We start from the raw sequence: 12,399 nt of genomic DNA, 5'->3' as shown, positions 1-12,399 counted from the left end.
GCCCTCCACCGGTCTCCCCCACCCCCGCTCCCCCGGCCTGAGGGTTAGAGGGCCTGAGGGTCAGGGGGCCGGAGGGTCAGAGCAGGTTCTTGTACATCGAGTAGGCCACCGGCACGTAGCCGAGCGACTCGTACAGCCGCTCGGCCGGGGTGTTGCCGGCGAAGACGTTGAGGCCCAGGGCCGCCTTGCCGTTCGCTGTCGCCTGCGCCTCGGCCAGCAGCATCAGGGAGCGGCCGTGGCCGCGGCCCCGGTGGGCCTCGTGGGTCTCGACCTCGAACACGAACGCCTCGTCGCCGGTGAACGACACCCAGAGCGAGCCGACGGGCTCGCCCTCGTGCTCCAGGACGCTGATCAGCGTGTCCGGAGTCGCCAGACCCTCGGGCAGCAGCCGCGCGTGGTCCCGCCGCGACCTGGCCCACGCCTCGTCCTCGGGCACGCCGCGCGCGCGCCAGGACTGGGCGTAGGCGGCGAGCGCGCGCTCCAGCCAGGGACCGAACTCGGCTTCCGTCATGGACCGGCCCCGGCTGCCGTCGGGCAGGGCGGGCGGGGCGGCCGGGAGCGTCTTGCGCATGCCGCGGTTGCGGTGGACGTAGCCGAGCGCGGCCGCCAGGCGCAGCGCCGCCGCCGCGTCGGCCGGCACCAGGCACTCGAGCCGCGTGCAGCCCCAGCCGCGGGCCACCTCCTCGGCGGCCAGCGCCGCGACCGTCGCCCTGCCCCGCCCCCGGTCCCGCTCCTCGATGCGCAGGTCGGTGATCCGGGCGGCGCCGGGCCCGAAGTCGGGGGACGTCGAGAGGCGGACCTCTCCGACGGGACGGCTGTTGACGCACACCTGGTAGTGGCGCGACTGCGCCCCGTCGGCGGCCTGTTGCAGCGGCTCGGTCGGCCGCAGAGTCGTGGTCATCAGGGGTGTTCTACCCCTCCGTGAACGAGAACGGCAGCCCGTTTTCCCCGTCTCCCACGACCGCCCGCGACCCTCACGGGTCGAGGTCGTCCCCGCTGCGCTCGGCGAAGATCCGCATGGCCTTGGCGGTCACCGGCCCGGGCGCGCCCGGCAGTTCGCGTCCGTCGACGCGGTGGACCGCCTGGACGTCGCGCAGGGTGGAGGTGAGGAAGATCTCGTCGGCCCGCTCCAGCACGTCCAGCGGCAGGTCGGTCTCCTGGGCGCCGGTCCACTCGGCGGCCAGCTCGCGCGTGATGCCCGCGAGGCAGCCGGAGGCGAGCGGCGGGGTGTGGATCTCGCCGTCCAGGACGACGAAGACGTTGGAGCCGGTGCCCTCGCAGAGCCGTCCGAGCGTGTTGCCGAACAGGGCCTCGCTCGCGCCCTGCCGGTGGGCGTGGGCCAGGGCGACGACGTTCTCGCCGTACGAGGTGGTCTTGAGCCCGCTGAGCGCGCCGCGTTCGTTGCGGGTCCAGGGGACGGTGACCACGGCCGTGGAGTCCGCGCGCCGGGCGGCCTCGCCGAGGGCGACGACGAGGGTCGGGCCGTGTCCGCCGCGCTCGGAGCCGAGGGGGGCCTGGCCGCCGGTGTAGGTGATGCGCAGCCGGCCGAGCGGCATCGGGTTCGCCTCGAGGACGGCGGCGCAGGCGCGGCGGACCTCGTCGTGGTCGGGGTCGGGCAGGCCGAGGCCGCGGGCGGAACGGGTCAGCCGGTCGAGGTGACGGGTGAGCGCGAAGGTCGCGCCGTCCACCGCCTTGACCGTCTCGAAGATGCCGTCGCCCACGGTCAGCCCGTGGTCGAAGACGGAGACGCGGGCGGTGTCGCTGTCCTGCAACCCGCCGTCGAGCCAGATCTTCACGTAAGCGTCCCTTCACTCACCTCGTACGCACCCGACGCTACCGCGAGCAGTCGCGATGCCTTCAGCTCGGTCTCCTCCCACTCGGCGTCCGGGTCGGAGCCCCAGGTGATGCCGGCGCCGGTGCCGAAGCGCAGCACGGCGCCGCCGTCCGCGGGCCGCTCGATCCAGAAGGTGCGGATCCCGACGGCCAGCTCGCCTGCGCCCCGGTCGGCGTCGACCCAGCCGATGCCTCCGCAGTACGGGCCGCGGGGGGCCGTCTCCAGCGCGTCGATGATGCGCAGGGCGCTGGACTTGGGGGCGCCGGTGACCGAGCCGGGCGGGAAGGCGGCGTCGAACAGGCCGGCCCAGCCGACGTCCTCGCGCAGTTCGCCGCGGACGGTGGAGACGAGGTGGACCAGGCCCGGGTGCTTCTCGACGGCGCACAGGTCGGGGACGCTCACGCTGCCGGTGGCGCAGACCCGGCCGACGTCGTTGCGGACCAGGTCGACGATCATGACGTTCTCGGCGTAGTCCTTGGCGAGGAGGTCGGCCTCGGTGCGTCCGGTCCCCTTGATGGGTCCGGACTCGACGACCCGGCCGTCACGGCGCAGGAACAGCTCGGGGGACGCGGTGGCCGTCTCGACGCCGTGGCCCGGGAGGCGAATCGTTCCTGCATACGGCGCCGGGTTGCCGCGGGCCAGCAGCGCGGTCAGCGCGTCCACATCGGCGTCGGGCGCCACGGGTGCGCTCAGGACACGGCAGAGGTTGGCCTGGTACACCTCGCCGGCCGCGATGTGCTCGCGGATGCGCCGCACGCCCGCGGTGTACGCGGCACGGTCGAGGGACGAGGTCCACTCGTGCGCGGCGGGCCCCCGCCAGGTCCCCGGCACGGGGGCGGGCACGGGTTCCTCCCGGACGTCGGCGAAGCGCGCGCAGACCGTGCGGCCCTCGAAGTCGGCGCACACGGCCCAGAAGCCGGCGGAGTCGAGGGCCGCGGGGTCGTCGGTCACATCGAGGAGACCGGTGGCGACACGGCCGCCGAAACGGGCGAGAGGAGGGAGGTCGAGCACGGTGTCGAGTCTAGGACGGCCCCTGCGCGGGCGACCCGCGCACGTCCCTGATGTCCAGGCCGGGGGCCCTGACCAGGTCCGCGTCCGGGCACAGCGCAGCACGCTGCACAAACGCGTTTTTGTACTGGCCCGGGAATCCGCTAGAGTTCAACTCGTCGCCGGGCCGTGAGAGCGGAACGAAACGACAAGCGGACGTAGCTCAGTTGGTAGAGCGCAACCTTGCCAAGGTTGAGGTCGCGAGTTCGAGCCTCGTCGTCCGCTCGAAGGAATCAGGGGTCTTCCCGGTCCCCTACACTCCTGGTGGAGTGGCCGAGAGGCGAGGCAACGGCCTGCAAAGCCGTCTACACGGGTTCAAATCCCGTCTCCACCTCCAAGGACGATTAGCTCAGCGGGAGAGCGCTTCCCTGACACGGAAGAGGTCACTGGTTCAATCCCAGTATCGTCCACTGGATCTGCTCGACGATCCGAACCCGCGCGATTAGCTCAGCGGGAGAGCGCTTCCCTGACACGGAAGAGGTCACTGGTTCAATCCCAGTATCGCGCACGCAGTGTCCATGATCTTCGGGTCGTGGTCCCGAGGACGATTAGCTCAGCGGGAGAGCGCTTCCCTGACACGGAAGAGGTCACTGGTTCAATCCCAGTATCGTCCACACACCGAGAGCCCCCGGCCGCCGCAGCGGTCGGGGGCTTCCGCGTGCGCCGGTTCAGCTGGAGAACAGCATGTGGCCGAAGCTCTTGTGGCGGTGGTGGCCGCCGTAGTGACCACCACCGTGGTGGCCTCCGCCGTGCGGGGCGGGAGCGCCCCAGGCGGGGGCGGCCGGGGCGGCCGGGTACGCCTGCGGGGCGCCCGGGGGCGGCGGCGCGGGCTGCGACCACTGGGACTCGACCCGGGTGAGCGCCTCCAGCTCGCCGTAGTCGAGGAAGATCCCCCGGCAGTTGCTGCACTGTTCGATCTGGACGCCGTTGCGGTTGTACGTGTGCATCTGAGCGTGACACTTCGGGCACTGCATGATTCGGCTCAACTCCTCGCCGGTCGGTGCTCTTTCGCCTGCCGCCAGGACAGACACTGTCCGGCCGCGGTCGGTTGCACCCTACGTCGCCGGGTCCGCCGCCCTCTGCGGCGGGACGGATCCCATACGGGCACAGGCGTCGACCAGACACAGCTCGACCTCGTCCAACGGCCTGCCCGCGGCAGCCGACTTGACCACGGCGCGTGCCGCCGTCTGCACGGTGAGTGCCCGCGCCGGGACGTCGAGGGCGGGCCACGGGTCACCCGACGCGGGAACCGCCGGGCCGCCGCCACCGCGGTAGGCGTCGAGGAAGCGGGTCCACTCGTCGGGCGGCAGCAGACCGCAGGCGAACCAGGCGGCCGGACGGGCGAGATCCCAGGCCGGGACGCCGACGCCGAGATCGTCGACGTCGATCAGCCGCCAGGGGCCGTCCGGAGCGGGATGGCGGACGAGCTGGCCGAGGTGGAGGTCGCCGTGGCAGAGGGCGGCCCCACGGGCCGGCATCGGGGCCTCGGCGCGCGCCCACGCGGGCAGCGTCCGCCAGGCGCCCAGGACGGCCGCGACCGCGGGACGCGAGCCCGCGGCGGCGAGGCGCGCCACGGCGAGCGCGGCCTTGCCGGGGCCCCGCATCGGCGGCAGACCCGCCGGGACCGGGGTGCGGTGCAGCCGGGCGAGGAGGCCGCCCGCGGCCTCCCAGGGAGCGGCGTCCGGGTCGAGCGGGTCCACCGGGGCGCCGTACGGCCAGAAGGTCACGAGGCGGCCGTGCAGTTCGGCCGGGGTGGACGCGAGCGGGGGGAGCAGGGCGTCGGGGAGACCGGCGGCGACCGCGAGGCGCTCGGCCAGCGCCGCCGCGTCGGTGCCCGGGGCGTGCGCCTTCGCGACCGCGTCGCCGTGCCGGACGACGGCGGCGTCCGCGCGGTCGGCGAGCGTGGCCGCGCCGCAGGAGCAGTCCGGGGCCGCGGGATGGGCGCGGGCCGCGGCCCGCAGGGACAGCTCGGCGAGCAGGGGGTCGGCGGCGGTCACGGGGCTCCAGAGCTGCGGCGTACGGGGTCCGGGGCAGGTCCCGCGGACCGTGCCGGTGAGACGCCGTCGCCTCCTTCCGACCCGCTCCGCCGGACAGGCCCCGGCGGCGAGGGTACGCGGGCGCGACGACGCCGGCCCGACCGCGGGGGAAAAACAATGCAGGCGCAGCTCCCCAGCTGCGCCTGCATCTTTTGCCGTCCGCCGCACCCCCGTCCCCACGGGGTTTCATGGGTGGATGTCCCCGCCCGGACCGCTCTTCCGGGCCTGGGGTCGCCGCTCAGCGCCCCAGCATCACTCCCACGGACGACGCCTGTGTGGCCACCGTCTCCCAGCCGTCGAAGACGACGAGGAGCAGGACCGCCAGGGGAAGGGCCATCAGCGTCGCCACCAGGGGGTGGCGGCGGCCCGTACGACGGGGACGCGTGGTGCGTCCCGCTGTGCGGAGCATCGTCCGCGGTGCCGTCAGAGCCATGGTCCCTCTCCTGACCTGATCAGTTGTGGTCGGCAGCGGCGGGTGTCTGACCTCGGGGGACGAGTGCTGCACCCGCCGCTTGACCTCAAATCTAGGCGGACGGCGTCCACCGCACGTCATGCCCTCGTACCGATTGCCGGGCCTCCCGGAGGATGAGCCGTGACCTGCGGTGTACTCCCCTGGGTGGAGACGGGGGCCTAGGTCTCGGGGTCTTCCCCGAGGGGGCGCCCGCTGCGGGCCGGTATGTCCGAGCTCTCCTCTCGGGGGATCGGGTGCTCGACCAGGGCGAGCACCCTGTTCGCCATGAAACGGGCCGTACGCACCGCGGTGCCGTTTCGCGTGACTTCGCTCACTTCCACCACCCCTCGGCGTACCGCCGTCTCCACGCGGCGGCCCGCCCTGCTCGCCGTCACCTCGTATGTCCGGGTCGTGTCGCCGGCGTCGACGACTATCTCCACGCGGTCACCCTTCACGGGTTCAATCCCCCTTCTGAGGCAGGTGGGTTGAGATCACGGACCCGCCAATGCGCGCCTGTTCCCAGGGCCCCTGACCACCCTTCAATTCTCCCACCGGGCACTGACAATCGATCGGGACCGGAGGGCGCGGCCTCTGCGCGCGAACGGCCGCGGAAACGTAAGCTGTGCCACGTCAAACGGACCGGGCAGCGGGGATGAACATGGCGATGATGCGCCTGAGGCGCGAGGACCCGCGTGTCGTCGGCTCGTTCAGGCTCCACCGACGACTCGGCGCGGGCGGCATGGGCGTCGTCTACCTGGGGTCCGACAAGAAGGGCCAGCGCGTCGCGCTGAAGGTGATCCGGCCCGACCTGGCCGAGGACCAGGAGTTCCGGTCGCGGTTCGCGCGCGAGGTGTCGGCCGCCCGGCGGATCCGGGGCGGGTGCACGGCCCGCCTGGTCGCGGCGGACCTGGACGCCGAACGGCCCTGGTTCGCCACCCAGTACGTGCCCGGTCCCTCCCTGCACGACAAGGTCAACGACGAGGGTCCGCTCGGCGCGGCCGAGCTCGCCTCCATCGGGGCCGCGCTGTCGGAGGGGCTCGTCGCCGTCCACGAGGCCGGGGTCGTGCACCGGGACCTGAAGCCGTCGAACATCCTGCTCTCCCCCAAGGGCCCCCGGATCATCGACTTCGGCATCGCCTGGGCGACGGGGGCGTCGACCCTGACGCACGTCGGCACGGCGGTCGGCTCACCCGGGTTCCTCGCGCCCGAGCAGGTGCGGGGGGCGCTGGTCACCCCGGCCACCGACGTGTTCTCGCTCGGCGCCACGCTCGCCTACGCGTCGACGGCCGACTCGCCCTTCGGGCACGGCAGTTCCGAGGTCATGCTGTACCGCGTGGTGCACGAGGAACCGCAGCTGCACGGCGTGCCGGACGCCCTGGCGCCGTTGGTGCGGGCCTGTCTGGCGAAGGACCCCGAGGAACGGCCCAGCACCCTCGACCTCTCCCTGCGCCTGAAGGAGATCGCCACCCGCGAGGCCCAGGGTCTCGCGGAGACGCGTCCGCCGGCGCCGCGGGCCGCCGAGGCGGACCGCCCCACCGGGCGGCTCTCGGACACCGGCCGCTCGGAGCGCACGCTGCGCCACCAGGGCGGGCCCGGCACTCCCCCGCCGCGGAGCGCAGCGCCGTCCCCGCGGGGCCCGGTTCCCTCGCGCGGCGGCGCGCCGGCTCGTGGCGGGAGTCCCTCGCGGGGCGGTGGGGCGCAGGGACCGCGGTCCGGGGCCCGGCCCGCTCCGGGGTCGCGCACCACCCGTCCCGGCGCCGGCGGCAGACCCGCGCCGCGCGGCGCGGCGGGCCGTCCGGGGCCGAGGAAGACGGGGACCGGGCGCCGGCCCGCCAACCCGCGGCTGCTGCGTCAGCGGATCTTCGTGTTCGTCGTGGTGACCCTGTTCGTCGCGCTGGGCATCGCCGTCGTCCAGGGCTGCGAGGGTCCCGCGCGCGGACTGGGCGTGCACGACGGCGTCGTCCGCCACCAGCAGGAGCAGGTGCGTCCCGGGTCGGACGGGCCGGACGGCGCGGCGGACGGCCCGGAGGCGACGCCTCCGCTCAACGGCTGACCCGGGCGGGCCGCCGCCGGAACGGGTGGGCGAGGCCCTAGAGGTGCGGCCGGCCCGTCGCCACGGCGTAGAAGGCGACCGCCGCCGCGGCTCCCACGTTGAGCGAGTCGACGCCGTGGGACATGGGGATGCGGACCCATTCGTCGGCGGCGACGAGCGCCTGGGTGGAGAGGCCGTCGCCCTCCGCGCCGAGCATGAGGGCGACCCTGTCCATCCGGTGCGGCGCCGCCTCGTCCAGGCTGCGGGCCTTCTCGTCCGGGGTGAGGGCGAGGAGGGCGAAGCCGGCCTCGCGGACCGAGTCCAGGCTCTTGGGCCAGCTGTCGAGCCGCGCGTACGGCACGGAGAAGACCGCGCCCATCGACACCTTCACGCTGCGGCGGTAGAGGGGGTCGGCGCAGTCCGGGGAGAGCAGCACCGCGTCCATGCCGAGGGCGGCGGCCGAACGGAAGATCGCGCCGATGTTGGTGTGGTCGTTCACGGACTCCATGACGACGACCCGGCGGGCGCTCTGCAGGAGTTCGGCGGCGGTGGGCAGCGGCTTGCGCTGCATGGAGGCCAGCGCGCCGCGGTGGACGTGGTAGCCGGTGACGCGTTCGGCGAGCTCCGGGCTGACGGCGTAGACCGGCGCCGGGAGCTCGTCGATGACGTCGCGCATGACGTCGACCCACTTGGCGGAGAGAAGCATCGAGCGCATCTCGTACCCGGCGTCCTTGGCCCGGCGGATGACCTTCTCGCCCTCGGCGATGAACAGGCCCTCGGCCGGCTCGCGTTTGCGGCGCAGCTCGACGTCGGTCAGGCCGGTGTAGTCGCGCAGGCGCGGGTCGTCGGGGTCGTCAACGGTGATGAGATCGGCCACAGGGTGATACTGCCTTGTCCTGGGTGTGGTGCCAACGGCTCGGAACGGTTGTGTTACCGCCGGTTACTCAAAGGTCGGCGGGCCGACGGCGACGACCGCGCCGATGACGATCACCGCCGGGGGCCTGACCTCCTCGGTGCGGACCGTCTCGGCGACCGTCGCGAGCGTGGCGTCCACGCGCCGCTGGGCGGCCGTCGTGCCCTCCTGGACGAGGGCGACCGGGGTGTCGGGCGACCTGCCGTGCGCGACGAGCGTCTCGGCGATCTTCCCGATCTTGTCGACGCCCATCAGGACCACCAGCGTGCCGGTGAGCTTCGCGAGGGACGGCCAGTCGACCAGGGAGCGCTCGTCGTCCGGGGCGACGTGCCCGCTGACGACGGTGAACTCGTGGGCGACCCCGCGGTGGGTGACCGGGATGCCGGCCGCGCCGGGGACCGAGATCGAGCTGGAGATGCCGGGGACGACCGTGCAGGCGATGCCCGCCTCGGCGAGCGCCTGGAGTTCCTCCATGCCGCGGCCGAAGACGTACGGGTCGCCGCCCTTGAGGCGGACGACCGACTTGCCCTGCTTGGCGTGCTCGATGAGCGCGTTGTTGATGGCCTCCTGGGCCATGTAGCGCCCGTAGGGGATCTTCGCCGCGTCGATCACCTCGACGTGCGGCGGGAGTTCGGCGAGGAGGTCGCGCGGGCCCAGCCGGTCGGCGATGACGACGTCCGCCTCGGCGAGCAGCCGGCGGCCGCGGACCGTGATCAGGTCCGGGTCGCCGGGGCCGCCGCCCACGAGGGCGACGCCCGGGGTGCGGGTGCGGTGGTGGGGGGCCACCAGGGTGCCGTCGCGCAGCCCCTCGACGACGGCGTCGCGGACGGCCGCGGTGTGGCGCGGGTCGCGGCCGCGGGCCGTGGTGGTGAGGACGGCGATCGTGACGCCCTCGCTGTGGCCGGTGGCCGGGGTCCAGGCGGTCGCGGCGTCGGCGTCGTCGGAGCGCACGCACCACACGCGGGAGGCCTCGGCCTCGGCGGAGGCCCGCCGGTTGGCGGCCGGGTCGCTGGTGGCGATCAGGGCGTACCAGGCCTCGGCGAGGTCTCCCTCGGCGTAGGGGCGCCGCGACCAGAGCAGCTCGCCCGCGTCCGCCATCGCCTCGACGGACGGGGTCGCCTCCGGGGACACGAGGTGCACCTCGGCGCCCGCGGCGATCAGGGCGGGCAGGCGGCGCTGGGCGACCTGGCCGCCGCCGAGGACGACGACCCTGCGGCCGGCGAGGCGGAGGCCTACGGGGTAGGCGGGGTGTTCGGCCATGAGGGTGCGGCTCCTCGTACGGGCAGAGAGCAGGGGGTGGGCGCTGCGGCTCTGGAGCAGCCCTGACGTGCGCATTTTAGAGGTGGCTTCAGCATGCGGCGGGGCCGGGGGCAGCACAAGAGCGCGCCCCCGGCCCCGGAGCGGGTCCTACTTCTCGGTCACACCCGCCGAGTCGAACGTCGCGACCTCGTGCATCGCGCGGGCCGTGCTCTGCACCAGCGGCAGGGCCAGCAGCGCGCCCGTGCCCTCGCCGAGGCGCAGGTCCAGGTCGACCAGGGGGCGCAGGCCCAGCTTGTTGAGGGCCGCCACATGGCCCGGCTCCGCGCTGCGGTGGCCCGCGATGCACGCCGCGAGCACCTCGGGGGCGATCGCGCGGGCGACCAGGGCGGCCGCTCCGGCGCTGACGCCGTCCAGGATCACGGGCGTGCGCAGGGAGGCGCCGCCCAGGAGCAGGCCGACCATCGCCGCGTGCTCGAAGCCGCCGATCGCCGCGAGGACGCCGATCGGATCGGCCGGGTCCGGCTGGTGGAAGTCCAGCGCGCGACGGACGACCTCGGTCTTGCGGGCCAGCGTCTCGTCGTTGATCCCGGTGCCGCGCCCGGTGACCTCGGCCGGGTCGGCGCCGGTGAAGACCGAGATGAGGGCGGCGGACGCCGTGGTGTTCGCGATGCCCATCTCACCGGTGAGCAGCGCCTTGTTGCCGGCCGCCACCAGATCGCGGGCCGTCTCGATGCCGACCTCGATCGCCTGGCGGGCCTCCTCGCGGGTCATCGCGGGGCCGGTGGTCATGTCGGACGTGCCCGGCCGGATCTTGCGGGGCAGCAGGCCGGGGGTGCCGGGCAGATCGGCGGCCACCCCGACGTCGACCACGCACACCTCGGCGCCGACCTGGGCCGCGAAGGCGTTGCAGACCGCTCCCCCGCCGAGGAAGTTGGCGACCATCTGGGCCGTCACCTCCTGCGGCCACGGGGTGACGCCCTGGGCGTGCACGCCGTGGTCGCCGGCGAAGATCGCGACGGCCGCGGGCTCCGGGATCGGCGGCGGGCACTGCCGGGACAGGCCGGACAGCTGAGCGGAGATGATCTCCAGCATGCCGAGCGCGCCGGCCGGCTTCGTCATCCGCTTCTGGCGCTCCCAGGCCTCGCCGAGCGCCTTGGCGTCGAGCGGGCGGACGCTGGCGACGGTCTCGGCGAGCAGGTCGTGCGGGTCCTCGCCGGGCAGCGCGCGGCGGCCGTACGTCTCCTCGTGGACGACCCAGGACAGCGGGCGGCGCTTGGCCCAGCCCGCCTGCATCAGCTCGGGCTCGTCCGGGAACTCGTCGACGTAGCCGACGCAGAGGTAGGCGACCACTTCGAGGTGCTCGGGCAGCCCGAGCGCGCGGACCATCTCGCGCTCGTCGAAGAAGCTGACCCAGCCGACGCCGAGCCCCTCGGCGCGCGCGGCGAGCCAGAGGTTCTCGACCGCGAGCGCGGAGGAGTACGGCGCCATCTGCGGCTGGGTGTGCCGGCCGAGCGTGTGCCGGCCGCCGCGCGTCGGGTCGGCGGTGACCACGATGTTCACCGGGGTGTCGAGGATGGCCTCGATCTTCAGTTCCTTGAACTGCTTGGCCCGGCCCTTGGGCAGCGACTTGGCGTAGGCGTCCCGCTGGCGGTCCGCCAGCTCGTGCATGGCGCGGCGCGTCTCGGCCGAGCGGATGACGACGAAGTCCCAGGGCTGCGAGTGGCCGACGGAGGGCGCGGTGTGGGCGGCCTCCAGGACGCGCAGCAGCACCTCGTGCGGGATCGGGTCGCTGCGGAAGCCGTTGCGGATGTCCCGGCGCTCGCGCATCACCTTCAGGACGGCCTCGCGCTCGGCGTCGTCGTAGGCGGGCGCGGCCGGTCCGGCGGACTCCCGGGCTTCTTCCCTTGCGACGGCCGGCCCCTCTTCCTGGTCGGCGGCCCTGGTCCGAAGGTCCTCCGGGCTCTGTGCGACGTCGGGGTCGACGTCGCTCTCGTGCTCCGCGCCGGGGGCGGCCGTCGCGGTCGCGGCCGCGACGGGTTCGGCGTCCCGGGGGGCGGGCACCTGGGCGGCGACGGCCTCGGAGAGGACGTCCGCCGTCCCGGCGGCCGGGGCCCCCACGGCTTCCGCCTCGACCGGCGGCTCCTCCGTCGCCGGCGCGGGGGCCACGAGCGTGTGCGTCGGCGCCGGGGCGAGCTGCTCGGCGGCGGGCACGACGCCCTCGGCCGGGGCGGCCGGGTCCGTCGGCTCGTCCGACCCGGGGCGGACGGGCATCGGCGTCTCCTGGTGCTGCGCCAGGGGGGCGGCGGGCGGGAATGCGGCTCCGGGCCCGTCCGCGGGAGCCGCGGCGACGGCCGCCGCGGGCTCCGGGAGCGGCGCCTCGGCCGCGAGGGGCGCGACGGGCACGGCGGCCTCGGGGACGACGGCGGGCTCGGCGACCGCCGGAGCGGGGGACTCCGCGGGCTCGGACGCCTGCTGCGCCTCGGCGGTCTGCGGTGCCTGCACGGCGGGCTGGACGAAGGCCGCCGCGGGCTCCTGCGCGAGGGGCGCGTCCTGGACGGAGACGCCCTGGGCGTCGTCGGCGGCGTCCGGAAGGTGGGACGGAGCGTCCGCGCTCGGGACGGGGTGGACGGCGGCCGCGACAGCCTCCTGCGACGCCTCCGCCCCCGTCTCCGGCTCGGCCGCCGGTTCCTGCGAGGCCTGCTGGGCGGTCGGCTCGGCGGCGGGCTCCGTCTGCGGCTGCGTGTCCGGCGCGACGGCCTCCGCCGTGGGGGCCGGGAGCACGGGCTCCGGGTCGGGCGCGGGCGCGGGGGCCTCGAAGACGGGGGC

At 74.7% G+C, this 12,399-nt stretch carries 11 protein-coding genes and 5 tRNA genes; 6 read left to right on the top strand and 10 right to left on the bottom strand.

Going from position 1 to position 12,399, the window contains the following annotated elements:
• Positions 1-76: 76 nt before the first annotated feature.
• The 3 genes from KMS84_RS35075 to KMS84_RS35065 all read right to left on the bottom strand — a co-directional run bounded on the left by KMS84_RS35075 (position 77) and on the right by KMS84_RS35065 (position 2,845).
• Positions 77-901, bottom strand: coding sequence for a GNAT family N-acetyltransferase (locus KMS84_RS35075; RefSeq protein WP_256920578.1), 825 nt, complete (start codon positions 899-901; stop codon positions 77-79).
• Between the two features lie 73 nt (positions 902-974).
• On the bottom strand, positions 975-1,796 hold the full coding sequence (locus tag KMS84_RS35070; protein ID WP_256920577.1) for an aminotransferase class IV: 822 nt from the start codon (positions 1,794-1,796) through the stop codon (positions 975-977).
• Entirely contained in the window at positions 1,793-2,845 is a 1,053-nt protein-coding gene (locus KMS84_RS35065) for a chorismate-binding protein (RefSeq protein WP_256920576.1), read from the bottom strand. Before KMS84_RS35065 ends, KMS84_RS35070 begins: the two co-directional genes overlap by 4 nt.
• Before the next feature lie 188 nt (positions 2,846-3,033).
• Between KMS84_RS35065 and KMS84_RS35060 the strand changes: the two genes are divergently transcribed.
• From KMS84_RS35060 to KMS84_RS35040, 5 genes are all read left to right on the top strand, one after another.
• A tRNA-Gly gene (locus KMS84_RS35060) sits at positions 3,034-3,106 on the top strand.
• Positions 3,107-3,144: 38 nt separating this feature from the next.
• Positions 3,145-3,218: transfer RNA gene (locus KMS84_RS35055), tRNA-Cys, on the top strand.
• Position 3,219: 1 nt separating this feature from the next.
• A tRNA-Val gene (locus KMS84_RS35050) sits at positions 3,220-3,291 on the top strand.
• 26 nt (positions 3,292-3,317) lie between these two features.
• Positions 3,318-3,389 (top strand) — tRNA-Val (locus KMS84_RS35045).
• Between the two features lie 34 nt (positions 3,390-3,423).
• Positions 3,424-3,495 (top strand) — tRNA-Val (locus tag KMS84_RS35040).
• Between the two features lie 54 nt (positions 3,496-3,549).
• On the opposite strand, the gene KMS84_RS35035 is transcribed toward KMS84_RS35040, so the two are convergent.
• The 4 genes from KMS84_RS35035 to KMS84_RS35020 form a co-directional block, all read right to left on the bottom strand.
• Complete coding sequence (locus KMS84_RS35035; RefSeq protein WP_256920575.1) at positions 3,550-3,855, bottom strand: TFIIB-type zinc ribbon-containing protein; 306 nt, start codon at positions 3,853-3,855, stop codon at positions 3,550-3,552.
• Positions 3,856-3,936: 81 nt separating this feature from the next.
• Positions 3,937-4,878: an aminoglycoside phosphotransferase family protein gene (locus tag KMS84_RS35030; RefSeq protein WP_256920574.1), complete on the bottom strand. Its 942-nt coding sequence runs from the start codon at positions 4,876-4,878 to the stop codon at positions 3,937-3,939.
• Between the two features lie 277 nt (positions 4,879-5,155).
• Positions 5,156-5,350, bottom strand: coding sequence for a hypothetical protein (locus KMS84_RS35025; RefSeq protein ID WP_256920573.1), 195 nt, complete (start codon positions 5,348-5,350; stop codon positions 5,156-5,158).
• Between the two features lie 197 nt (positions 5,351-5,547).
• Positions 5,548-5,823, bottom strand: coding sequence for a DUF8836 family protein (locus KMS84_RS35020; RefSeq protein ID WP_256920572.1), 276 nt, complete (start codon positions 5,821-5,823; stop codon positions 5,548-5,550).
• Positions 5,824-6,020: 197 nt separating this feature from the next.
• Between KMS84_RS35020 and KMS84_RS35015 the strand changes: the two genes are divergently transcribed.
• Complete coding sequence (locus KMS84_RS35015; RefSeq protein ID WP_256920571.1) at positions 6,021-7,421, top strand: serine/threonine-protein kinase; 1,401 nt, start codon at positions 6,021-6,023, stop codon at positions 7,419-7,421.
• A gap of 37 nt (positions 7,422-7,458) precedes the next feature.
• Here the strand turns inward: KMS84_RS35015 and KMS84_RS35010 are convergent, their stop codons facing one another.
• The 3 genes from KMS84_RS35010 to cobT form a co-directional block, all read right to left on the bottom strand.
• Entirely contained in the window at positions 7,459-8,277 is an 819-nt protein-coding gene (locus tag KMS84_RS35010) for a TrmH family RNA methyltransferase (protein WP_256920570.1), read from the bottom strand.
• A 63-nt stretch (positions 8,278-8,340) separates the two neighbouring features.
• Positions 8,341-9,573: a uroporphyrinogen-III C-methyltransferase gene (gene cobA / locus KMS84_RS35005; RefSeq protein WP_256920569.1), complete on the bottom strand. Its 1,233-nt coding sequence runs from the start codon at positions 9,571-9,573 to the stop codon at positions 8,341-8,343.
• Positions 9,574-9,720: 147 nt separating this feature from the next.
• The coding region (gene cobT / locus KMS84_RS35000) for a nicotinate-nucleotide--dimethylbenzimidazole phosphoribosyltransferase (RefSeq protein WP_256920568.1) at positions 9,721-12,399 on the bottom strand (2,679 nt) is incomplete at its 5' end.

It is taken from the genome of Streptomyces hilarionis, assembly GCF_024539675.1.
Taxonomy (GTDB): Bacteria; Actinomycetota; Actinomycetes; order Streptomycetales; family Streptomycetaceae; genus Streptomyces; species Streptomyces hilarionis.
Note: the sequence above shows the minus strand (reverse complement) of the source record. Positions and strands in the feature narration are given on the sequence as shown.